We start from the raw sequence: 23,458 nt of genomic DNA on the forward strand, positions 1-23,458 counted from the left end.
TCCCCGACGCGGGGAGAGGCTTTGAAACCCCCATTCCCTTGTAGGGAAGGGGGGAAGGGGGGTTAGGTTTCTGGAGATTATCGGTTTCATCTAATACTTTTCAAACAACCTCTAAAGTTGCCGTTCCTGATAATGCTGATAAAGAAAAGATTCACCGCGATTTTACTCAAAATTATCAATTAGCATTAGCAGCAGTTGAAGAAAAATATAAAGCACAATTACAAGCTAAAGATAATGAAATAGTTATTTATCGCCAACAAAGTGCAGAGATGACAGAAATTGTTAAACTATTAGCTAATAAACCTATAAATGTTCAAGTTGATAACAAAGTGGAGAATAAAAACATGACTAACGATTCTAGCCGTAAAGTTGAAATTGGCAGTATCGGCGGAGATTTTAACGCCAGTGGACAAGCTTTGAATCTAGGTGAAATCAGTGGTACAGTCACAAATACGATTAATGAATTACCATCTGGACCTGAACCCGATAAACCAGGAATTAAGGAATTATTGACACAATTAAAAACAGCAATTGAAGCTGATACTGATTTAAAACCTAAAGACAAAGAAAAGGCACTAAAACAAGTCAAAGCTTTAGCAGAAGCCGCCCAAAATCCTCAAGAAAAACAGGATTTAGCAGATACAGCAATTACAATGTTAAAAGGAGTTGTTAGCAACTTACCAACTGCGGCAAAATTGGTTGAAGAATGCGGTAAATTATTGCCGATAATTTCTGGTTTTTTAGGTTTAAGTTAAAACGTATTTTCTAACCACCCTGTTCTGAAAATATCGTTAAAATGGGAGGTAGAACCTCCCGGAAAGCATTCCCAGTCGGAGACTGGGAACGAGGAATAAATGGAGATTAATTAAGAGGTATGAATCATGACTGCTGTAATTTTACAAATACCACAATCACTAAAATTCACAGATGATAAATTTGTGGAAATGGTCGCTGCTAATAAAGATTTACGTTTAGAATTATCGGCTCAAGGAGAATTAAGTATTATGTCACCAACAGGAGGAGAAACGGGAGATAGAAACCTAGAATTAGGTGGACAAGTTTGGTTTTGGAATCGCCAAAATGGGTTAGGAAAGGCTTTTGATTCTTCTACAGGTTTTAAATTACCTAATGGCGCTACCCGTTCCCCTGATGTGTCTTGGATAAAAATAGAAAGATGGAATGCACTCACACCAGAACAAAGAAAAAGGTTTCTGCCTTTATGTCCTGATTTTGTGATTGAGTTGGTTTCTGAAAGCGATGATTTAGCAGATACTCAAGCCAAAATGCGGGAATATATTGCCAATGGTTTGCGGTTAGGTTGGTTAATTAATCCTAAAGATAAACAAGTAGAAATTTATCGCCCAAATCAAGAAATAGAAGTTTTACAATCTCCTGCAAATTTATCTGGAGAAAATGTATTACCAGGATTTATTTTAGATTTGCAACCGATTTTTTCATGAAACATATAGCGGTTATTGGTCAGATGCCATACAATTGAGGGCGCAGACCCTGCGCCCCTAGGTTCTGCTGTACTTGGCATAATTGGGACTCAAGACCCAAATATTTTAAAATTTAGCTTTTTTCACTATCAGGGAGAAATCCACACCCTAAATTGGGTGAGCATCGCGTTAGGATGTAATACATTAACGGCATAGTTTCAGGCGATTAGTTGCTATGGATATTTCTCACCTCAAGGCTGTGCAAGCCCCCTATTCCGGCGATAGTTCCTACCGGACACCGCCGCCAGATTTACCGTCCCTACTATTAAAGGAACGGATTGTGTATCTGGGTATGCCACTTGTTCCGTCTGTTACGGAATTAATCGTCGCTCAATTGCTGTATTTGCAGTCCGATGATCCCGAAAAACCAATTAAAATCTACATCAACTCTACAGGTACTTCTGGTTACAGTGGCGAACCTATCGGTTTTGAAACCGAAGCCTTCGCTATCTATGACACTATGAAATATATCAAGCCTCCTATCCACACCATTTGTATTGGTTCGGCTATGGGTATGGCTGCGATGATTCTTAGTGCTGGGACAAAAGGCTGTCGTGCTAGTTTGCCCAATTCTTCCATTATCCTGCATCAGCCGAAAAGCTACGCCCAAGGACAGGCGACGGATATTCAAATTCGTGCTAAGGAAGTTTTGGCAAATAAAGCTTCAATGCTGGAAATTCTAGCCCGGACGACTGAACAAGACATGGCGAAAATTAGCAAGGACATGGATCGTCTTTTCTACATGACTCCCGACCAAGCTAAGGAGTATGGTTTGATTGACAGGGTTTTTAGGAAGGAAGAACTCGCTAATCTCCCACTCCCTGTAAGTGTGCTTTAAATAGGTAATTGGTGATTGGTGATTGGTAATTGGTAAGAAGATATAGCTTCATCTGACCACTAACCACTGACCACTGACCACTAACCACTGACCACTGACAACTAACAACTGACTAATTACAAACGGAGTACCGCAAATGCCTATAGGCGTGCCTAAAGTTCCTTACCGGATGCCCGGTGGACAATATACAGATTGGATTAGCATTTATGACCGTCTTTATCGGGAGAGAATTATTTTCTTGGGAAGAGATGTGGATGACGAAATTGCTAACCAAATTATTGCTGTCATGCTGTATCTGGATTCCGATGATCCTGGGAAGGATATTTATTTATATATCAATTCCCCCGGTGGGATGGTGACATCTGGTTTGGCAATTTATGACACCATGCAACACATTAAGTCTGATGTGGTGACAATCTGTGTCGGTTTGGCTGCTTCTATGGGATCTTTCCTGTTGGCTGCGGGGACAAAGGGTAAACGCATGGCCTTACCTCACTCCCGGATTATGATTCACCAACCTTCTGGGGGAACTCGCGGACAAGCTTCTGATATCGAAATCGAAGCTAGAGAAATTCTGCGAATTCGGAGTCAGTTAAATCAAATTTATGCTGATAATACTACTCAACCTTTAAGCAAGATTGAAAAAGACATGGATCGTGACTTTTTTATGTCTGCTCAAGAGGCTAAGGAATACGGTTTAATTGATCGTGTGATTGAAGAACGTATTTAAATAGGGGAAAATAATTCAAAATTCAAGATGTAAAATTCAAAAGTATGAATTACTCATTTTGAATTTTTAGTTTTGAATTTTGAATTTAAGTCAAATGAAGCAACATGGATCTTGAAGATTATTATCGGATATTGGGTTTAAGGTCGGGAGTTTCTTTTGCTGATGTGAAAGCGTCCTATCGCCGATTGGTTCAGCAATATCATCCTGATATCAACCCAAATGATCTCAAAGCGAAAGACAAATTTATTGCGGTGACTGAGGCTTATAAGTTTCTCCAAACTGTTTTACCACCGGAGGAAATTAAGTCTCGGACTAATGTGAAAACTGATGTTTCTAGTGCTAGAGAAGTGCAAACTCAACCAGCAGCACCGAAAGCAACGGTTATATCTCATCCACCCAATTTAGAGGATATAGAACAACGGTTAAAGTGGAAGACTTATGAGCAGTTACAGCGATTTTTACAGGAAAGACGTTTTCCCCAGGCGATCGCTTTAGCAGAGGCTTTAATGGCGCGTTTACCAGGGGATGCGGAGGTGCGTCAATGGTTAGCGATCGCTTATCAAATCTGGGGAAGAGCTTTAATTACGCAAAAACAACTCCCAAAAGCCAGAATTTATCTGAAAAAAGCCTTAAAAACTGACCCGTACAATAAAACTTTATGGTCTGAAATTCAGCAAGATTTTCAACGTTTGGAATTGAAGCTTTAGTAATGGGTAATGGGTAATGGGTAATGGGTGATTGGTGATTGGTAAGAGTTTATTATTGATTCATTCTTGATTTTTTAATTGTTTATTTCTCTGCGTGGATGTAATCTACAAAGTAGAATTTAGGAATGAGCGAAAATTTCAACCAACTGTAAGCACCTAAACCTAAAAGTGCAGTAATTAGCAGTGGCAAACCTAGCTGTAACCGCCAATGATCTGGTAATACAGCTACCCCAGATATAACAATTACAAAATATACTAAAAGTCCTATTTGCAACCTTTCTAGATTTTTAACTGCGGTTCGACAACTACTACAATGCTGGGTATGTTGTTTATATCTATCCAACATTTCCCCATGATTATCATTAATAGGTGTAGGTTCACTCACATTAATTCCTACTTCATGCCAAGGCAATTTACCCTGACAATATTTATCAAACCAATTACGAAATTCAATTACTAATTTATCAGCATTTGTTGGTAACTTATAAGCAGTTTTCCAACTTTCATGTAATTGTTTCTTCTGCAATAAATACTCTTGCTGATTTAGTAGCATCATATCCCCATCTAATACTAGATTTCTTTCATGAATATGATTCCACCAACGAGGAATAAAGCGATGTAAAGTCTTAGCAAAATTGCGGGAAAATTGAGCAACTATTCTTGATTTACCAGGAGATACAGGAATAGCATACACCAGTAAACCTAATTTTTTGCCAGTATTACCAAGACTAATTGCATATTCTAATCTACAAGGTGGTTCAAATGTAATTGTTGTGGGTAAACCTCTCGCAATATCTACTTCAATTAAATCCATGGTTGATTTAACTATGTTAATAGGTATAGGTTGAGCTTTGTCTCTATTACCTTGGACTCCATGATGAGCAAAAGGGACATGACTAGGATCTGCAACATTTTCTATTAATGTTTGCCAATCGTATTCCAAATCACGAACATAATTCGACCACACAAATCCTTTTTCTGCATCTATTTGGGGTGATAAAGGTAAAGGTGTATGTTCAGCTATTGTGGCTGTTTTCTCATCTGGCCAAACCCAAAGTATATCCTGTTGTTGACGCACAGGAAAGGAAATAACACAAAAATTTCCTTGATTTTTGGCAATAATTTCTGGGTTTTCTGCTTGGGGAACACGCTGACAAATACCATTTTCATTAAATTCCCAACCATGATAACTACACATTAAGTTACCTGTTTTAGTTTCTATTCTACCTTCGCTTAATGGTGCGAGACGGTGGGGACATTGATCTAAAAATACTCGATAGGTTTCTGATTTAGTAGGTTTCCAAATTACTAATCTTTTTCCTAATAAGGTGATGGGTTTAGGTTTTTGCGGTTCTAAGTCTTCTAGGGGAATAAGTGGATACCAGTGTTGAAAAAAGTTAAATGCAGATTGCATATTGCTTTTTAGAGATAAGACAAGTACACTACTGATGATATACTGTCATTATAATTTTAATTTATCGAACTATTCAAATTCACCATGGCCAATCCCTTTTTTCCAGGTAAACCAGTTGCTCCAGAACATTTTGTCAGCCGCACATCAGAAATTAACTTTGCTTGTGACCAAATCTCTAACCGTAGTCATTGTGCTATTTGGGGTGGACCTGGAATGGGTAAAACCTCATTTTTGCGGAAACTTGCTTCTGAACAAACATTGCAAGAACACGGCATAGACACATCTAAGGCTGTAATTGTATTACTCAATTGCCAAAATATCATTCCCTTCACTCCTGCTGGTTTTTGGCGCGAAGCCTTAACCTTGCTATGTGATCAATTAGACAGTGAACCACAATTACAAGCGGAAATTAAACCCTCACTGGAAAGAACAGTTACTAATGATAGTTTACGTCAAGCAATACGGAGATTAGGCAGAAAAGGTAAATTCTTATTGTTGTTGGTAGATGATTTTGATGTAGCTTTAGTCAGCAATGATCAATACACAGAAGCGGAAATGGGAACATTTTTAGCCCAGTGTCGTAGCTTGGCTGTTCACGCAGAAGAAGCTCAATACTTATCAATGATTGTTACTTCACTTGAACCCCTGAGTAAACCTGGACCTCCACTTAATCCCAAAGCTTCTCCCTGGTACAATCACTACTTATTTCAATCTTTGAAACTATTTACTACTGGCGAATTAGTTCAAGTCTTGAATATTATTAGACCCCCAACATTACGTGGTGAAATTATCAATATTACAGGTGGACATCCGACTTTAGTACAAACTGCTGGTTTCTTGCTATGGGGACAGATACAACCCGGTAATACGCCTGATATTAAGACATTTGCTAGGGATTTTGAAAGAGATACACAACATATTTTCCAAACTATTTGGACAAGGTGTAATCCTACAGAACAGGCTTTATTGATGCTGATAGCCTTGTTAGATGTAGATGGTCATATAGCAGATAAAAAGTTTAATTTGAATGGTATAGGACGTATTCTTAGCCAACATAGACGCTGGTTAGGTGAATTAGAAGATAGGGGTGTTATTATTTCCAGTTCTACAGAAACAGGAAAATTTTACTCTTTCACCTTATCACTGATAAAAAAATGGGTTACAGAGGAAATTTTGAATACTTCAGATAATCTAATTAGAGATAGAGAAAAAGAATTTCTCAATCTGATTAGTCATGGACAAATGAAACAAGTAGGAGGGTTTATTAGCTGGGTAAAAAATAATCCTGATACAGTTCAAACTTTGTTAGATTGGATTAGTAAGGTGTTACCCTTCTTTCCTAAATAGATTTCTTAATAGAGAAGTTGACTATAACTTCTCTATTACGTTTATAAAAAGTGATTAATCTCAATTCAAGTTTATAAATAGTGAGAGCATAAAATATGACTACAAGCAAACCGCCAGAACTACCAAAAAACCCTTATATAATAGGTCGCCCACTGTTTAGAAATGAAACGTTATTTGGACGTGAAGATATATTCAGTTTCATTAATGATAATCTAGCACAAAATGTCCAACTAACTTTATTTTACGGACAACGACGAGTTGGCAAAACCTCGATACTTGGACAAATTCATCACAGGATTTCAGAAACTATTTCAGATAAATTTATTGTTATTAGTTTTGATTTTCAACATCACGCAGATTCATCTCTTGAAAATATTTTACACTATATGGCAGGAAAAATCTTAGAAACCACAGAAATAACTGATGAGTTTCTAGCGAGTTTAGCAGATTATATAACATCTCATATTGATATTTTTTATATTCAATTTTTGCCAACTATTTATGAAAAACTAGGTGATAAAAGATTAGTTTTTCTTTGCGATGAATTTGATGTTTTAAGTGACTCAAATGCCAGGCATATTATCCAATTACGAGAACTACACGAAGGACTATTTATTATTCCAGTTATAGGTAGGAATATCTCAAGATTAGCACCAAACTCACAATTGATTTCTTTATTGCGTGAAGGACTATATAATAAAATCAGTTTTTTAGATAGAAGACATAGTGAAAAAATAATTACTCAAGATGGTACAGTAGCTTTAACATATCAGCCAGAAGCAATAAACGCTATTTTTCATTTATCCGGAGGACATCCTTATTTTATTCAAGTTATTTGCTTTGCTCTTTATAATCTAGCAAAAGAACGCCATAACATTAGCCCAGGACCTAATGCTTTAATCATAACTCATGGAAATGTTGAAAGTATTGTAGATACAGCACTTGAAATGGCTCACGGTGCTTTAGATCTCTGGGAGGGATTGACTCCCGAACAACAAGTTATTCTTTCCGCAGTAGCAGAAGCTCAACAGATAGCTATTGCAGAAAATCAATCTATTCCTGAACAACCACTAACCCTATTAGAAAAATATGGCATAGTGTCAACGCCAGATTTGAGAGACGCGCACACACAATTAGTTGAATATGAATTTTTAGATGATACACAATGTCAAGTAAAAATAGAATTAGTTCGTCGGTTATTATGCAGAAGACATCCATTAGCAGAGGAAATTAGGAATCTAGAAAACATTAACATAAATGATGTTGAGAGTCTGCATTTAATAGCAGTACATCAACCTCAAGCAGCATTGCAACTTTATGAACAAGCATTAAAATTTAATCCTAATAACTTTACAACTGTAACATCTTTAGCCGCCGAATATTTAAAGATTGAAGGTTTAAGTATTTCAGACCTCGATAAAGCCTGTGAACTTTACAACCGAGCTTATTCGTTTTATGCTATTAATCATGATCATCGCTTAGATAATGTTTTAGAGCCTTTATTGACTATAGCTGAAGAATATTCAGCAAATGGCAATTTTGACCAAGCTATAGAGGTTTACACAAGAGCTTACGAAATTGATCAAGAACGTAGCAAAAACGGACTTTTGAACACAAGAGAAAGATATATACATAAGTTGATAGTTAATGGAAAACGGACTGAGGCAATACAACAGTGTGAGTTAATGCTGGAAATTGATCCTAGTAACGAATTTGCTAGAGAAAGACGAGAAGAAATTAATGCCCTTATGACAAACACTAATCTACCACCTCAAAAAGAAGATACAACACCTAAAAAGAAAACTCCTACAGCAAATATAAATTGGCAAAAGAAAACTCCTACAGCAAATATAAATTGGCTGAAGTGGGGGGTAACTGGTATCGCAATTGCAGTTGTGAGTTTAGTTATTTCTCCAGGTTTCAAAACTTGTCCAGCAGGGGAAAAGAAAGAATTTGGAGTTTTTTGTGTAGCAGATAATAGTAGAATTAGTAGAGGCGAAAGAACCCTATTTCCTACCACTGTTAATAGATTTCGTGATCAAGGTCTTCAGGCTTTCCAAAAAGGCAATTATGAACAAGCAGCAGATTTATTTAAACAAGCTATACAGGCAAACAGAAATGACCCAGAAGTAGTAATTTATTATAACAATGCCCTAGCTCGTAAGGCAGGTTCTCCTTTTACCCTAGCAGTAGTCGTACCAATAGGTACAAATTCAAGTGATTCTCAAGAAATTTTACGTGGTGTAGCGCAAGCACAGGATCAATTTAATAGAAACAACGGCTTGACAGGTAGACTACTAGAAATTGTCATTGCTAATGATGATAACAAGAAACAAGCTCAACAAGTAGCTCAACAATTAGTCAAAGATACTTCAATACTGGGAATAATTGGACATAATTCTAGTGATGCTACCAAGGAGGCATTACCAGAGTATGAACAAGCTGGATTACCAATTATTTCCCCAACCAGCACTAGCGTTTTACTCAGTAACTCAGTTTTCTTCAGAGCGGTTTATTCTGATGCAAGTGGAGGTCAAAAACTAGCTGAATATGCTTATAAGAATTTACAATCAAAAAAAGCAGTAATTTTTGCCAATCCGAATAGCCCCTATAGCAATAGTATCAGAGAGATATTCACAAATCAATTTGAAAAATTAGGGGGTGAGGTAATTCGTAAACCGATGATTGATTTAACTGCTACTACATTTGATGCTGAGAAAGAAGTAGCCAAAAGCGTATATGGTGATAAAGTAGAAGTAGCTTTCTTGTTCCCAGATACACAAAGCACTGGTATTGCCATTAACATTGCTAAGGAGATTAGCTCTAGGAACGAAAGACTCAGAAATAGTCCCCAAAATTCGCCAATACGAGAACTAAAAATACTAAGTGGAGATACTCTTTATAGTAATGAAACTTTAGTTACAGGTGGCAAGGGTGTGGAGGGTTTAATAATTGTCATACCCTGGTTTAGAGAAACATCACAAGCTAAATCTTTTGCCCAAACATCAGATAAAATGTGGGGAGGAGGTATTAGTTGGCGGACTGCGACCAGCTATGATGCAACTCAGGCTTTTATTAAAGCTTTATCTAACAATCCATCACGGACTACAGTATTAGAACAGTTAAAACAAGTTAAGATTAATAGTAGTGAAACATCAGGTTATCCACTCCAGTTTACAAAAGAAAGAGAACGTCAAGGTGAATCTATTCTTGTGCAAATTAAAGATGGTAAATTTGTAGAAATTAAATAAGAGGTTTCACTGATGAAATTAATACTAATGATGAAATTAATACTACTAATAAGGCTAAGACTACTGATGAAATTAATACTTAAAATGTGTTATAATAGTGGTTTTTCAGAGGTATTATGAAAAGATGATTACTTTTCCCAAGCACCAAAGGAATCCTTATATTGTTGGCCGTCCCATTGACCAACAACTTTTGTTTGGACGGGAGGATGTGTTTTCCTATATTACCACTCATCTTCAACAGCACCGACAAATCATTGTATGCTATGGGCAAAGACGTATTGGTAAGTCATCTGTCCTGAAAAATATCCCTCAAAAATTGCAGGATTTGAATGAGTTTGTTTTTGTTGCGTTTAGTTTAGAATATTACTATCAAGAACCACTAGGCAAGATTTTAGCAGATTTAGCGCAACAAGTGGTTAGTGACCTGTTTTTAGATGAAGAGAATATAAAATTACCTGAAATTACAGACCTAGAATCTGATCATCAAGTTTTTTTAAATGAATTTTTGCCCCAGGTGTATCAATTAATAGGAAATAAAAACATAGTCTTTTCCCTGGATGAATTTGATGTATTATTAAATCACCAGAACACAAAATTATCAAACTCTTTTAATGAATTTGTTACTCAAACAATTAGCAGTGACAATAAACTATTTTTCATTTTATTTATAGAACAAAAATCACTAAATAATCTGAAAATAAGTCAGATATTTAGTGATGTACCTGTGACAGAAATCGGACTGTTAGATGAAAGTAATGCCAGAAAACTGATTATTGAACCAGCCAAAGATGTTTTAGAGTATGAAGAAAATGCCATCAAAACCATTTTAAATCTATCAGCAGGACATCCTTATTTTATCCAAGTGGTATGTTTTGCTATTTTTAGTAGAGCGCGAGAAAATGATAATTGTCAAGTTAATAAGGAAGACGTAGAAAATATTATAAATAAAGTAATTGAATTAGCTGAAGCTGGTTTAGCTTGGTTTTGGGATGGATTTTCTATTCCAGAAAAAATTGTTTTTTCTGCAATTGCAGAATCTCAACAAACTTCAGAAAATTATTTACAATTAATAACAAGATTAACACGTAATCTGGACAATAAGTTAATTACAGAAATAGTTACAGAAACAGAGCAGGAATTGAAGGATAATGGGTTTCTGGATGAAATAGCAGGGAAAATAAAAGTTAAAATAGAATTAGTTCGTCTTTGGATTATACAACATCACCCTCTAAGAGAAGAAATTCACGAATTAGATCAGTTAAACTTTGATCAAAAAAAAAGTCATAGTGATCTAGAATCATACCATCTAGAATTATACCATCCAGCATCCAAAACAGAAGTCGGTGATCAAAATAATAATATAGTTGAAAATCAAGTCCAATCTCAACATAAAATAATCAAAAAAACAGAAAATAATTCATTAGCTGCTTGTATAAGAGCTACAGATATAAGAGGTATAAGGACGTTAAGTAACAGTCCCAAAAATTCTCCAGTAGTTACTTTACAAAATCCTAAGCTGATTATTGTAGCAGCAATAGCTACCTTATCATTAATTATTTCTAGTATTCTATTAGTTAAATCTACCCAGCCATGTCCAGTAGGTGAAAAAAAAGAATTTGGAGTTTTTTGTGTAGCAGATAATAGTAGAATTAGTAGAGGCGAAAGAACCTTATTTCCTGCTAATATTAATACTAATACATTTCGTGATCAAGGCATTCAGGCTTTCCAAAGAGAAAATTATCAACAAGCTGCGGATTTCTTTAAAAAAGCCATAGAAGCAAACAGAAATGACCCAGAAGTAGTAATTTATTATAACAATGCTCTGGCGCGTAAGGCAGGTTCTCCTCTTACCTTAGCGGTAGTTGTACGAAGTCCTGAAGGGGTATTACGTGGAGTAGCTCAAGCACAGGATCAATTTAATAGAAACAACGGTTTGGCACGTAGACTACTAGAAATAGTTATTGCCAATGATAACAACGATCCAAAACAAGCTCAAGAAATAGCTCAACAACTGGTTAAAGATAATTCAATATTAGGAGTAATAGGACATAATTCTAGTGATACTACCAAGGAGGCATTACCAGAGTATGAAAAAGCCGGATTAGCACTTATATCTCCTACCAGCACCTCCATTTTGTTACTCCAGAATCCAGTTTTTTTTAGAGTTGTTTATTCCGATAAAGCTGCGGGAAAAGCACTGGCTGAATATGCTTTTAATAACCTGAAAGTGAAAAGAGTAGTTGTGTTTATAAATCCTCAGAATATTTATAGTAATAGTATCAGAGAGGTATTTACCAATCATTTTGAGAAACTAGGAGGTAAGGTAGTTCGTAAGATTGATATAACTTCCAGTTCATTTGATGCAAAGAAAGAAGTAGCTGAAAGTGTAGATATTGATAAAGCACAAGCAGCCATACTATTGCCAAATACACAAATTACTGATATTGCTATTAAGATTGCTAAGGAGATTACCAATAAAAATAAGCAACTCAAGACCCAAAATCAGACCCAAAAAGTGGAAATACCAGAATTAAAGATGTTAGGTGGAGATAGTCTTTATAAAAGAACAACTTTAGAGAGAGGTGGTAAAAATGTAGAGGGTTTAATAATGGCAGTTCCCTGGTTTGAAGAGCAACCAGAAGCTAAAACCTTCGCTCAAAAAGCAAGAAATCAGTGGGGAGTAGATATTAGTTGGGCAACAGCAACTAGCTATGATGCTACTCAGGCTTTTATTAAGTCTCTATCTGGGAATTCGACAAGAACTACAGTATTAGACAGCTTGCAAAATGTTAATCTTCCTAGTGAGAAAACATCAGGTTCTCAACTTGAGTTTACACCAGAAAGAGAACGTGAGGGTAAGGCTGTACTAGTGCATATTAAGAATGGTAAATTTACAATGATTTCCGATAAGTAAATCAGGTGATGAGAAAATTGTATGTCTGATTCTGTAATTACTGTGACTGTAAAGTTATTTGCGATTTATCAAGAGGTTTATGGTGTAAACGAATTATTGTGGGATTTTCCTGATGGTACACCAGTTCAAGCGGTGTGCGATCGCCTAATTTCCGAACACCCAAAATTAAGCAAATGGCGAGAAATAACCCGATTTGGCGTGAATTTACAATTTGTTGCACCAGATACTATTCTCCAAAATGGTGATGAGGTGGTTTTAATTCCTCCAGTCAATGGTGGTTAATGAGGATATATGCAAATACATTCACAAGAAATTAAAGATGATTAAATTAATTTTTACAACAATTTTCATAGTTTTCCTCACAGCTTGTACTACTATTGCCTTATCTCCAACACCGGAATTAGTGCAAAAAGCGATCGCCCTGCAACTGGAACAAACCCAACAGCAACTTAACCAACAGCTAGATTTAAACTTCCAACAATTTAATATTCAGCGCATATCTATTACTCAACAACAACCCCTCACCATTGAAAACTTACCAGCTTATCGGGTACAGGGAAATTACGACTTTACCGTAAAACTACCAAAACGCAGTTTTAAACAACTTGAAAAACCCTTTGAAGTTTATCTACAAATTCAAAAAGAAGGTAAAAGTTGGCGGTTATTAATACCAGAAAAAACCCATCAAGATCCTCAATCAAAATGGCAGAGTTACTTAATTCTTTAATTGGATTATTTTTGATTATGGTAATGATCTTATCGAAAATATAAAATAATTTTATATCTTGACATAACCTATCTGCACCAAAATAAATGTACATTAGCTGATATAATCAAGATTCTAACCCCATTAAAAATCGGCGTTGCTGATAGCCTGCGTGGCGATAGCCATATTGAGGTATGAAACTAAAAACTCAAAATCTAAAACTTTGCGTCTTTGCTCCTTTGCGACTTTGCGCGAAACAAAATTCATACCGCCATTATGCAACGCCCAAAAATATATCAATCTCAGATTCAACCTGTGATATATGCTGGTTTAAGGTTAGACTCTAAATATATAGGAAAAAAATACTTCTTTCCTTAATTATTGTAAAATTCACTTAACAAACAAAGATTTAGTTTGAATAAGTGTCATCTAATACAAAGGAGAAATAAAAATGACAGAAAATAATCAGGATAATATCAGTAATACTGAAGAAACTTCTCAAGGAACAATCATAGTTGCTGGAATGCGTCCCATTACCACCGGGACATTACAAGTAGTTGATACCTTCAACTCTATGGGGATTCGTCCCATAGGTGCAAACACATTCCAAGTAGTTGATAGTATTAACTTGTCTGGTATTCGTCCCATTGGTTCTAGTGCCTTGGTAGTTTCTGACAACTATTCTGTCTTCGGAAATCGGCCAATAGCGCCAAATACCTTCGATGACTCCGAACTTTTGATGGGTTTTCTAGACTAATTACATTTCCAATATTTTCATCATATCAAATTCAACCTGGTTTTATGAATAAACTAGGTTGTTTTATTAGAAGGAGTCAGGAGTCAGGAGTCAGGAAGAAGAATTAGAAGGAGATAAGAATAGTCTCAAATCTGGGAAAGTGATAGCTAAATGAATAGTTTCAAAGTTTATTCCTTGCACATTATTCACATTTTATCCTTCTCAATTCATTGATTTATTTATCAAGGTTTTAGGTTTATTAAGCAAGCCCTAATTATGGCAAAATCTTCAATTTTATCAACATCTTTAAACTTTCACGAAGATTATCCATGTCCAGTATGTCACGTGGGTAAAATTTCGCAAATGTTGATGATGGAAACTATGTGTTGTGATTTTTGTAATGAAATATTTACAGTTAACTTAGAATTACAACAAGTTAAAATGCCTTCTAGAGAACCACCTTTAGTTTGGAATTGGAATGGATTAAGGTGGACTCAAGCACGATTAGGAAATGTGGAATTAGGTTGGGGTTATGGTTTGTCCGCAATTGCTTTTATTATTTTACCGACTACCTTAATAGGAATTACAGCCTATTATTTTCCTCCTCATTCTCATGTTCCGCTTTCATGGATTCCATTTATTTGGACTGTGCTAACTTTTTTGTCACACTTAGGAATTATTGTGTGGATTTTTATTGAAGTTTATCAGATTCCCATTATCGCATATTTGCGAGCTATTACCCGTTGGCGAAATGGATTAATTAGGTAGAAAAGTTATGACTCCTATTAATTTTTAATTCCTCCTTGGGGTACTAGCAAAATCCCCTCATCATCTGCTAATAAATTGTGTGCTGCTTCCAACATAGATGGCATTATTTCTTTCAAATCTTCCCGATTATTTAAGTAAGTTTTTAAAGCTGACATTGGGTCAATACTGCTACTCGCGCTTAATTCAGGAATGCGGGGTTTTGCTAACTGACTCACTAATTCGGCTTGTATAGTGTAAGTGTGCGCGACACTTAAAGCTTGGTGAAGAGAAGAGTTATCAATTAAATCCAATTGTTCTGATTTCAATTTGTAAATTAATCGCACCACATTATCTTGAATATCATATTTAGCAATTCCTTTTAATAATACTTTTTGTGGATCATCCTGCTTAGATAAATCTATCTCAATAGTCCGAAAAGTTCGCACAGGTAAAGGACAAAATTCCCAATCTGCTTTCCCTTTTTCCAAATCTATCATCACATAACCTTTGTCTTCCTTCTCTTCACTAAAATCTACCCGTTCAATACTTCCAGGATAAATTACCGGTGGGTCATTAGATTTATTTAAATTTTGGTGTTTGTGGACATGACCTAAAGCCACATAATCAAAACATGGTCTAGTTAATAAAGATAAAGGTAAGGTAAAACCTTTCCCGACTGCTAATAAACGTTCTGCACCTAAAGTGGCATTATCAGCCATTAAATGAGCTAAAAGTACAGTGGGTAAATCTGGGTCAAGACGGCGAATTTCTCCTTCGATAACTACCTCTAAACGGTCTGTCAGGAGTTGATTTACTTCAGCTAAAGAAGAACCTTGAGTTTCTTGACGAGTCATCAAAGTTGAACGAGTTAACCAAGGAAGAGTAATGATTTGCACATCTCCGCTGCGGGTAGAAATGCGATGAGTTGTTAAAGTATCACCAACCACAAACCCTGGTACTCCCAAAGTCCGATAAATATTTAAACTCGCACCTCCCAAACCCTGGGAATGTTGGTCATGATTTCCCACTAATAAGACTGTGGGGATATCTGCATCTACTAGTCGGCGAAATTGATTAGCAAAGGCTTCTTGAACATAGGGTGCAGGTGTGGCATTGGGGAAAGCATCACCACCAAATAAAACTAAATCTACATGATTGGCGATCGCTCGGTCAATACACAAAGATAATGTTTTCACAAAATCCTCCAGTCGTGTGTTTAAACCTGTGGCTGGATTAACGCGCCCGTGGCAAAAACCGCTACCAATATGAATATCTGAAAGATGGAGAATTTTCATAGTTTATTGGTTGTAGGGGTTCAGATCCCCGACTTCTTTGAGAAGTCGGGGATCTATTCTTCGATCTATTCTAAATCTAGTAGCAGTTTTTTGAAGTCACTGCTATGAGGTAAGTTATGATCCGCTAAAAATTGCTGATAAACTGATTCTTCCTCAATCTGCATTTTGATATACTCTATCTTGGGTATTGTTCCTTTTCTTAATCCAGCATATTCTAAATAACTGGAAAACTCCCATTCTTCGGGTTGCTTCACCAGTGATGCTTTCACAGGATTGAGATGAATATACTGAGAGAGGTTAACAAGATAGTCAGTTTGTGAAATATGAATACTTTGAAACCTTCCCTGAAATAATACTCCAGAACGGTTAAAACGTTTATTAATTGCTTTTGTGTAAGAAAGTGAGAGAGATTTCATAGCATCAGAAAGGGTTTCATCTCTCAGATAGACTAGAAGATGATAATGATTAGGCATTAAACAGTATGCAATAATATCTACTGAATTTTTAATTAGATGTTCTCTGATCAGTCGAAGAAAATAAATATAGTTTTCACGTTCAAAGAAAATTATTTGGCGATTGTTTCCGCGATTATAAACATGATAAAAGTTGCCAGTTTGGAGTGGAATCCTTCTTTGTCCCATAATTGGATGTTTATTCGCATTATTTCAGAGAGTTCAGAAATTTCAGATCCCTGACTTCTTTAAGAAGTCAGGGATCTAAGAGATTAAATGTGAATTCCACACTCAGTTTTTTCGCTTCCTCTCCAACGTCCAGCGCGTTCGTCTTCACCTTCACCTACTTTAGTAGTAATGGGTTCGTCGCCAATGCTAGGATAACCTTCGTCATGGAGAGGATTGTAAATTACTTTATGTTCAGCTACATAAGCCCAGCTTTGTTTACGAGTCCAATTAGCTAGAGGGTTGATTTTTAATCTGCCTTTACCATCTAATTCTAATACGGGCATGGTAGCACGAGTAACGGCCTGATCACGACGGCGACCTGTAATCCAAGCTACAGTATTGAGTTCATCTAATCCCCGTAAAAGTGGTTCGATTTTGGTAATGTCGTGGAATTTAGCAATATCTGTATCCCAGAGGGCTGCACCGAATTTAGCAGCAAAGGCTTCACGGCTATCCACGTCTGGTGTTTTATACGTTTGTAAATCTAGGTTATAGATTTCTTTGACTTTACCAACTAATTCTAAGGTTTGAGGGAAATGATAAAGGGTATCCAGGAAAATTACAGGAACGGGATGCTGAAGTACGCTATAGAAAATATGTGTCAAGATAATATCATCTACGTTGAAGGCGCTAGTTTGTACCAGTCCTGTGGGGATATTCTTCACAGACCAGGCTAAGATCTCTGTAGGACTTGCGGTTTCAAATTGCTGATTTAGTGATGCTAAGTCAAAGGCGGTAGAAGTTGTCATGATCTTTCTCTAAAACAAAGATTTTTTTATTTTTATTAAATTTAATTTTACCTTAATAAAGTCACATACAGCGGTTTCCGCTCTTATGAGGTACAAAGTTGAATCATGAAACTCTTGTAGTGCGGGCATCTTGCCCGCTAGATATGTACCTCATAACACCGGGAAGTGCTGTATCCCCCCGATGATTGAGGAAATAGGGCAGAGCGTAGGTTGCAGGGGAGATATTTCCAACCAACAACCAACAACTGACAACTGACAACTGACAACTAACAACTAACAACTAACAACTGACAACTGACCTAATTATGTAGTATTTTGATTGCAAGTCTGTTTAAGGATTCATCCCATGCAACAGTTACTCAAGCAATTATTTAGTAACTCAAAATACCTTGTCCGTCTCATTTTTCCTGTATTGGTAATGATGATGGCGAGTTCACTGTTTATTTTACCTGCTGCTGCTACTGGTGTATACCAAATACCCAGTTTAACGGCAGATACTTGGATTTTAGATCAAGGTGATGTGATTAGCCGATTGAATGAAGGTCAGATTAGTAAGACTTTCCAGGATTTAGCTCAGGAAACTGGTAACGAGGCTAGAATTGTCACTATTCACCGCCTCGACTATGGGGAAACACCGGAAAGTTTTGCCAAGGGACTATTTAGTAAATGGTTTCCAACAGCAGCAGAACAGGCTAATCAAGTGTTATTACTTGTTGATACTGTTACTAATGGAACTGCTTTAATTAGTGGAGATCAGGTTAAGTCTCTGTTAACTGATTCTATCGTCCAAAGCGTGGCTGAAGAAACATTGGGTACAGCATTACGTAGTGGTAATAAATACAACCAAGGATTTTTGGATGTGAGCGATCGCTTGGTGGCTGTTTTATCCGGTAAACCAGATCCCGGTCCGCCAGAGATCAAGGAAACAGTCCAAGTAGAAGGAACTTTTACCAAAGCTGAAGAAACAGATCAAGGTAATGCTACTGCTTGGGTTGTCGGGCTGTTAATTGCGGCCACTGTCATCCCAATGGCTACATACTACATTTACTTAGTGTTTCAAAAACCACCCTCTCAGGAATCTGAGGAATAGGGAATAGGGAATAGGGAATTGGTTATTTTTTTCTTTCCAATTCCTGACTCCTATTTTTTATTTAAAACACTGTTTCTTCAGGAATAATTATTTTCTGTATTTTCAGAATTTTCTGACTCCAAAGTTCTAACATTGCGGCTAATTTATCTTTAGCTACTGGTTTACTTAAATAGTCGTCCATACCAGCATCTAAACAAATTTTTTGGTCTTCTTTCATGGCATTAGCAGTAATAGCAATTACTACAGGTTGTTGATGTTTAGGAAAGGAACTTACTGGACGACGACGAATTTCTTTTGTGGCTGCCAAACCATCGAGAATTGGCATTTGACAATCCATGAAAATCAAGTCATAGGGAATTTTATCTAATAATTCTAATACTTCTTGACCATTGGCTACGGCATCTGCTTGATATCCTAGATTTTGAAGTTGCTTGAGAAAGACTTTTTGATTAACTAGATTATCTTCTGCTAACAGCAACTTTAATTTGGATGTATTCTTGTTACTTATTGCTTGCAACTCTTCATTGATAGCAATCTGAGAATTATTTATTTTCGATTGAGAACCTACTATATTCATAATAGTATCAAGCAGTCGAGTAGGCTTAACCGGCTTGACTAAATAACTGATAAATCCTATATCTAATGCCTTTTTTATTTCATCTCTTTGATTAGTAGAAGTTAGCATAATTAAAGGGACATTAGCAATAGCTGGATTTTTCCTAATTTGTATTGCTAGAGTCAACCCATCTATCTCAGGCATTTGCATATCAATTATGGCAATATCATAGGGCATCTGCTGTGTTGCGGCTGTTTCTAAAGCTGCAAGTCCGGCAATAGCAGAATCAACTTCATCTATGTGCATTCCCCAACTGATAGCTTGGTGGTGGAGAATTTCTCGATTGATAGTATTGTTATCTACTACTAACAACCGTCGCTGACTAAGAATTTGATAATCTTGATTTTGAGAAACAGACTCTGGCTGTTTAGTAAAAGATAAATTAAACCAAAATTTAGAACCTTTACCAATTTCACTGTTGAGGCCAATTTTTCCACCCATTAAAGTTACCAATTGTTGGCAAATGGCTAGTCCTAAACCCGTACCGCCATATTTACGGGTAATAGAAGCATCAACTTGTGTAAAGGGTTGGAAAAGGTTATTTTTATCTTCAGTGGTAATGCCAATACCTGTGTCTATGATGGCAAATTGAATGGTAGCTGTATCATCGGTTTCTGAAATTAATTCTAGTTGAATAATTACTTCTCCTTGGCTGGTGAACTTGATCCCATTACCCATCAAATTCATGATAACTTGTCGCAGACGACTAGCATCTCCTTGGATATAAATTGGGACATTGGCAGGAATTAATGCTGCTATTTCTAGTCCTTTATCATGAGCTTGGGGTGCTAACAGTTCTATAACTTCTTGAATGCAGGTAGATAGGTTAAAATCTAGGGTTTCTAGCATCATTTTCCCGGCTTCAAGTTTGGATAAATCCAAAATTTCGTTAATCAAGGATAAGAGAGCATCACCACTAGTCCGCACTGTTTCCAAAAAATCTTGTTGCTCTGGATTAAGGGGAGTTTCTAATAGTAAGCTGGTCATGCCCAAAACGCCGTTCATTGGGGTACGGATTTCATGACTCATATTGGCCAAAAAACTACTTTTGGCTTGTAATGCTGATTCGGCTTCCTGTCGAGCTATTTCTAGTTCTTGACGGTGAATAATTTCTGATTCTAATAGTTTAGCTTGGACTAAGGCAATACCGATTTGATCAGCAAGCGATCGCAAGAATTCTCTTTCCCAAGTATTCCAATGACGGGGTTGAGTACATTGATGAGCAATCAACAGTCCCCAAAATTCATCTTCGAGAAAAATAGGAATCACAAGGTTGGCTTTGATGTGAAATCTTTCCAGTAATTGTCGGTGACAAAGTTGGATATTGGCTTTTTCTATATCATCAATACTGGTAATCCATTGTTGAGCATATTTATGAGCGTGTTTTTCTACAAAACAAGGGTCAAAAATCTGCTCTCCTATGACAACAGGGATACCGGGAATCAATGCTTCTTTACGTGCAGTTAAATTGCCATTTTCTTCTAACTCTAAGATGAGGACACGATCAGCTTTTAGCAGCTTTTTAACTTCGGTAACGCTAGTTTGGAGGATGTCGTCAATTTGTAAAGAGTCGCGGATTTTTAGGGTGATATCGGCTAATAATTGTGATCGCAAATTTTGCTGCTTTAGTTCTTCTTCTATTTGTTTTCGCTTAATAAATTGACCTATTTGGTCGCCAATAGACATCATCCTTTTCAGTAGATCTGCATTTTCTAGCTGCATATTTTTACTAAAGAAAACCATGACCCCAATGTTTGTATTACCACCACGAATAGGAAAACCAAAAGCTGTTTTCAATCCTATTTGAGTAGCAATATCTGTTCGCAGAAAATTCTGATCATTACAAATATCAGTTAGCCAAATAGGTTGAAATTTAGATAAAATTCGGCCAGGGAGACCAATTCCTGGAGCAAAAGTAATTTTTCTAGTAATTTCTTCAAACTGTTTAAATTCTGAACCTGATTCATACCAAATATCTAAACAACGCAGAATATTTTCTGATTTATCCATAACCCAAATTTCGCCCCAATCCCATGCCAATGTTTGACAAATTCCTTTTAAGGTGCGATGGGTGGTATTCTGAATATTTATAGCTCCTGCTAAGGCATTAGTTACCGCATATTGGAAACTGAGATATTGTTCATTTTGTTTGCGCTCAGTAATATCTATCCCTGTACTAACAATGTATTCTATTTGGTTTTGACTATCCAGCAGAATAGTATTTGACCAATCAATTAATCGTTGTCTTCCATCTCTTGTTATCCAAGAAGTTTCGGATTCTCTTGGTCTTTTATCTAATTTTATTTGCTCAAAAATAGCTTGAATTGATGGCTGATCTTTCTCGGTTAAAAATAGCTGCCAAAAACATCGCCCTAAAACTTCTCCACAGGTGTAACCAGTATTTTGTTCGCAAGCTCGATTGAAGCGGACAATTTGCCCTTTATCATCAAGAACCATCACTAAAACGCTGGCTGTATCTAGAACACTAGAAATGAAATTACGTTCTGTTTTTAGAGATTCCTCTACCCATTTGCGGGCAATGATTTCCCGATAAATAAGGTAGTAAATCATCGCCATAATTATGACATACAAACTGATAGCAATCTCCAATCCAAGGAGCATACTATGTGTAGTATTAGTTAATTTTATTGATTGTTGTTGAGGAATTTCTTGATCTTTTTGATTAAATTCATTGATTTTTTCATATTGTGCTAATGTCTGTTTTTGCTGATTATTTATATTGACAATTTCTTGAATATTTTGATAGGAAAATATCCCAATTATCACTAAAATTGATGATGTTAAGCCAAACCAGCCGCCAATTTTCACAAAAAGTTGTTTGTTAGCTTTCTTTTGTTTTTGATGTTTAGTAGTTACCAATAGTAAGCTATCTAAATTGCGTCGTAGTTCTAGCTGTTTCATGACTTGGCAACCCAGTATTTTCAAAGCCTCTAGTTGTTCAGCCGTGAGTTCCCTTGGCACATTATCAATCACGCACAACGTTCCTAAACCATAACCCTCAGCATCAATTAGAGGTACACCTGCATAAAATCGAATATTAGGCTCGGATGTGACTAAGGGATTGGTAGCAAATCTGTCGTCAAGAGTGGCATCAGGAACAATGAACACATCTTTTTGGCAAATGGCGTGAGTACAAAAAGCAATATCACGAGGTGTTTCTAATGCCTCTAAACCGACTTTAGATTTAAACCATTGCCGGTTTGTGTCAATCAAACTTACTAAAGCTATGGGAGTTCCACAAATATAAGCTGCTAAACGAGTTAAATCATCAAAAGCAGCTTCCGGTGCAGTATCCAGAATCTTGTACTGTAATAGTGCCTCTATTCTGGCGGTTTCATCATGAGGTGATAATTCTTTCATGTTGTAATTTTATTACTTAATTCAAAAGATTTTCTAGTTTTAATAATTTTTCAGAAAAAAGTGGAGAAATGTATTATTTTTTTCTTTTTTGAAGCATAAGTAAGAGGGTGTTTGAAAAGTTATGGTTGATGTATCAAATATTTTTTACCCCACCCTAACCCTCCCCTTGTAAAGGGGAGGGAACTGGATTTTTATTGTTTCCCCCCTTTACAAGGGGAAAGGGGGGTAGCAATGTGATGAAAATTACGGAATACCACTTTTCAAACATCCTCTAAGTGGGAATTAGTAACTAATTCCCCGTCTTTACTATTGTATCTAATCTTGAATGTATTCTTTTCCTGACACTAAAGCCATTTCAGCCCGCACAAATTCTCTACCTAAATAAGCTGCATGGTCTAAGAAGGTTACAAGACAATCTGGAGTTTCTTCAAAAATCTTAATACACAGTTCCTTGGCTGTACGGCCACTAAATACCGTAGTGTGAGTTCTTTCCACTTTACCGCGAACTGGAATCACCTGACCTGTTTCCGGATCTACTGCTAAACCACGTTCATTAATGACATTAGTGAAGTGCTTTGCATAAATTAACCTTTCATTTTGATCTATGTAGATAATAAAATAGCCCTTGGGGTCAAGATCAATATAACGCTGAGAAAGTTTATGATCAATTGCTGTCAAATCTTCAAGTAGTAAATCCTTATGCATTATCAAAAGTAAATTTATAGAAACAGTATTTTTAGATTACATCAATATGCAAT

At 36.4% G+C, this 23,458-nt stretch carries 18 protein-coding genes and 1 pseudogene; 13 read left to right on the top strand and 6 right to left on the bottom strand.

The features are described from left to right. Positions 1 to 113: 113 nt before the first annotated feature. The 5 genes and pseudogenes from FJR06_RS24305 to FJR06_RS08775 form a co-directional block, all read left to right on the top strand. Positions 114 to 755 (top strand): annotated as a pseudogene (locus FJR06_RS24305) (hypothetical protein); the annotation flags it as partial. Positions 756 to 881: 126 nt separating this feature from the next. Continuing rightward, positions 882 to 1,460, top strand: a complete 579-nt coding sequence (locus FJR06_RS08760; RefSeq protein ID WP_168651254.1) for a Uma2 family endonuclease — start codon at positions 882 to 884, stop codon at positions 1,458 to 1,460. 214 nt (positions 1,461 to 1,674) lie between these two features. Further along, complete coding sequence (locus tag FJR06_RS08765) at positions 1,675 to 2,337, top strand: ATP-dependent Clp protease proteolytic subunit (protein WP_168632844.1); 663 nt, start codon at positions 1,675 to 1,677, stop codon at positions 2,335 to 2,337. Positions 2,338 to 2,473: 136 nt separating this feature from the next. Then, positions 2,474 to 3,067, top strand: a complete 594-nt coding sequence (locus FJR06_RS08770) for an ATP-dependent Clp protease proteolytic subunit (protein WP_015083128.1) — start codon at positions 2,474 to 2,476, stop codon at positions 3,065 to 3,067. 104 nt (positions 3,068 to 3,171) lie between these two features. Further along, positions 3,172 to 3,774, top strand: coding sequence for a J domain-containing protein (locus FJR06_RS08775; RefSeq protein ID WP_168651255.1), 603 nt, complete (start codon positions 3,172 to 3,174; stop codon positions 3,772 to 3,774). An 82-nt stretch (positions 3,775 to 3,856) separates the two neighbouring features. Here the strand turns inward: FJR06_RS08775 and FJR06_RS08780 are convergent, their stop codons facing one another. Next, a complete protein-coding gene (locus FJR06_RS08780) occupies positions 3,857 to 5,188 on the bottom strand; it encodes a Rieske 2Fe-2S domain-containing protein (protein ID WP_168651256.1) in 1,332 nt (443 codons plus the stop codon). A gap of 84 nt (positions 5,189 to 5,272) precedes the next feature. On the opposite strand from FJR06_RS08780, the gene FJR06_RS08785 reads away from it, so the two are divergent. The 7 genes from FJR06_RS08785 to FJR06_RS08815 all read left to right on the top strand — a co-directional run bounded on the left by FJR06_RS08785 (position 5,273) and on the right by FJR06_RS08815 (position 14,910). Then, positions 5,273 to 6,535, top strand: a complete 1,263-nt coding sequence (locus FJR06_RS08785; protein ID WP_168651257.1) for an ATP-binding protein — start codon at positions 5,273 to 5,275, stop codon at positions 6,533 to 6,535. Between the two features lie 95 nt (positions 6,536 to 6,630). Beyond that, complete coding sequence (locus FJR06_RS08790) at positions 6,631 to 9,786, top strand: ABC transporter substrate-binding protein (RefSeq protein WP_168651258.1); 3,156 nt, start codon at positions 6,631 to 6,633, stop codon at positions 9,784 to 9,786. 124 nt (positions 9,787 to 9,910) lie between these two features. Then, positions 9,911 to 12,700: an ABC transporter substrate-binding protein gene (locus tag FJR06_RS08795; RefSeq protein WP_168651259.1), complete on the top strand. Its 2,790-nt coding sequence runs from the start codon at positions 9,911 to 9,913 to the stop codon at positions 12,698 to 12,700. A gap of 21 nt (positions 12,701 to 12,721) precedes the next feature. Beyond that, positions 12,722 to 12,982, top strand: a complete 261-nt coding sequence (locus tag FJR06_RS08800; RefSeq protein ID WP_168651260.1) for a MoaD/ThiS family protein — start codon at positions 12,722 to 12,724, stop codon at positions 12,980 to 12,982. 37 nt (positions 12,983 to 13,019) lie between these two features. Continuing rightward, positions 13,020 to 13,427 (top strand): hypothetical protein, encoded by a 408-nt coding sequence (locus FJR06_RS08805; protein ID WP_168466272.1) that lies wholly within the window; start codon positions 13,020 to 13,022, stop codon positions 13,425 to 13,427. Between the two features lie 430 nt (positions 13,428 to 13,857). Further along, on the top strand, positions 13,858 to 14,163 hold the full coding sequence (locus tag FJR06_RS08810; protein WP_148764797.1) for a hypothetical protein: 306 nt from the start codon (positions 13,858 to 13,860) through the stop codon (positions 14,161 to 14,163). Positions 14,164 to 14,418: 255 nt separating this feature from the next. Further along, positions 14,419 to 14,910, top strand: coding sequence for a hypothetical protein (locus FJR06_RS08815; RefSeq protein WP_168651261.1), 492 nt, complete (start codon positions 14,419 to 14,421; stop codon positions 14,908 to 14,910). A 17-nt stretch (positions 14,911 to 14,927) separates the two neighbouring features. Here the strand turns inward: FJR06_RS08815 and sbcD are convergent, their stop codons facing one another. From sbcD to cysH, 3 genes are all read right to left on the bottom strand, one after another. Further along, the gene (gene sbcD, locus FJR06_RS08820) at positions 14,928 to 16,184 is read right to left on the bottom strand and encodes an exonuclease subunit SbcD (RefSeq protein WP_148764801.1); all 1,257 of its coding nucleotides are present in this window, start codon (positions 16,182 to 16,184) and stop codon (positions 14,928 to 14,930) included. A gap of 65 nt (positions 16,185 to 16,249) precedes the next feature. Then, positions 16,250 to 16,825, bottom strand: a complete 576-nt coding sequence (locus tag FJR06_RS08825) for a transposase (RefSeq protein WP_015083139.1) — start codon at positions 16,823 to 16,825, stop codon at positions 16,250 to 16,252. Positions 16,826 to 16,908: 83 nt separating this feature from the next. Then, the gene (gene cysH / locus FJR06_RS08830) at positions 16,909 to 17,613 is read right to left on the bottom strand and encodes a phosphoadenosine phosphosulfate reductase (protein ID WP_015083140.1); all 705 of its coding nucleotides are present in this window, start codon (positions 17,611 to 17,613) and stop codon (positions 16,909 to 16,911) included. A gap of 346 nt (positions 17,614 to 17,959) precedes the next feature. Here cysH and psb32 point away from each other — a divergent pair, with 346 nt between their 5' ends. Further along, positions 17,960 to 18,703, top strand: a complete 744-nt coding sequence (gene psb32, locus FJR06_RS08835; protein WP_168651262.1) for a photosystem II repair protein Psb32 — start codon at positions 17,960 to 17,962, stop codon at positions 18,701 to 18,703. Between the two features lie 61 nt (positions 18,704 to 18,764). Here the strand turns inward: psb32 and FJR06_RS08840 are convergent, their stop codons facing one another. Together FJR06_RS08840 and FJR06_RS08845 are read right to left on the bottom strand one after the other, a co-directional pair. After that, positions 18,765 to 22,700 (bottom strand): GAF domain-containing protein, encoded by a 3,936-nt coding sequence (locus FJR06_RS08840; protein ID WP_168651263.1) that lies wholly within the window; start codon positions 22,698 to 22,700, stop codon positions 18,765 to 18,767. Between the two features lie 315 nt (positions 22,701 to 23,015). Beyond that, a complete protein-coding gene (locus tag FJR06_RS08845) occupies positions 23,016 to 23,405 on the bottom strand; it encodes a DUF4346 domain-containing protein (RefSeq protein ID WP_015083143.1) in 390 nt (129 codons plus the stop codon). Between the last annotated feature and the right edge of the window lie 53 nt (positions 23,406 to 23,458).

Source organism: Dolichospermum sp. UHCC 0352 (genome assembly GCF_009711925.1).
Classification (GTDB): domain Bacteria; phylum Cyanobacteriota; class Cyanobacteriia; order Cyanobacteriales; family Nostocaceae; genus Dolichospermum; species Dolichospermum lemmermannii.

Excerpts from the sequence above, each read along its gene's own strand:
- FJR06_RS08825 (WP_015083139.1), bottom strand. The coding sequence starts at position 16,825 with ATGGGACAAAGAAGGATTCCACTCCAAACTGGCAACTTTTATCATGTT.
- FJR06_RS08785 (WP_168651257.1), top strand. The coding sequence starts at position 5,273 with ATGGCCAATCCCTTTTTTCCAGGTAAACCAGTTGCTCCAGAACATTTT.
- FJR06_RS08765 (WP_168632844.1), top strand. The coding sequence starts at position 1,675 with ATGGATATTTCTCACCTCAAGGCTGTGCAAGCCCCCTATTCCGGCGAT.
- FJR06_RS08840 (WP_168651263.1), bottom strand. The coding sequence starts at position 22,700 with ATGAAAGAATTATCACCTCATGATGAAACCGCCAGAATAGAGGCACTA.
- FJR06_RS08800 (WP_168651260.1), top strand. The coding sequence starts at position 12,722 with ATGTCTGATTCTGTAATTACTGTGACTGTAAAGTTATTTGCGATTTAT.
- sbcD (WP_148764801.1), bottom strand. The coding sequence starts at position 16,184 with ATGAAAATTCTCCATCTTTCAGATATTCATATTGGTAGCGGTTTTTGC.
- FJR06_RS08810 (WP_148764797.1), top strand. The coding sequence starts at position 13,858 with ATGACAGAAAATAATCAGGATAATATCAGTAATACTGAAGAAACTTCT.
- FJR06_RS08775 (WP_168651255.1), top strand. The coding sequence starts at position 3,172 with ATGGATCTTGAAGATTATTATCGGATATTGGGTTTAAGGTCGGGAGTT.
- FJR06_RS08780 (WP_168651256.1), bottom strand. The coding sequence starts at position 5,188 with ATGCAATCTGCATTTAACTTTTTTCAACACTGGTATCCACTTATTCCC.
- FJR06_RS08790 (WP_168651258.1), top strand. The coding sequence starts at position 6,631 with ATGACTACAAGCAAACCGCCAGAACTACCAAAAAACCCTTATATAATA.
- FJR06_RS08805 (WP_168466272.1), top strand. The coding sequence starts at position 13,020 with ATGATTAAATTAATTTTTACAACAATTTTCATAGTTTTCCTCACAGCT.
- cysH (WP_015083140.1), bottom strand. The coding sequence starts at position 17,613 with ATGACAACTTCTACCGCCTTTGACTTAGCATCACTAAATCAGCAATTT.
- FJR06_RS08795 (WP_168651259.1), top strand. The coding sequence starts at position 9,911 with ATGATTACTTTTCCCAAGCACCAAAGGAATCCTTATATTGTTGGCCGT.
- FJR06_RS08770 (WP_015083128.1), top strand. The coding sequence starts at position 2,474 with ATGCCTATAGGCGTGCCTAAAGTTCCTTACCGGATGCCCGGTGGACAA.
- FJR06_RS08815 (WP_168651261.1), top strand. The coding sequence starts at position 14,419 with ATGGCAAAATCTTCAATTTTATCAACATCTTTAAACTTTCACGAAGAT.
- FJR06_RS08760 (WP_168651254.1), top strand. The coding sequence starts at position 882 with ATGACTGCTGTAATTTTACAAATACCACAATCACTAAAATTCACAGAT.
- psb32 (WP_168651262.1), top strand. The coding sequence starts at position 17,960 with ATGCAACAGTTACTCAAGCAATTATTTAGTAACTCAAAATACCTTGTC.
- FJR06_RS08845 (WP_015083143.1), bottom strand. The coding sequence starts at position 23,405 with ATGCATAAGGATTTACTACTTGAAGATTTGACAGCAATTGATCATAAA.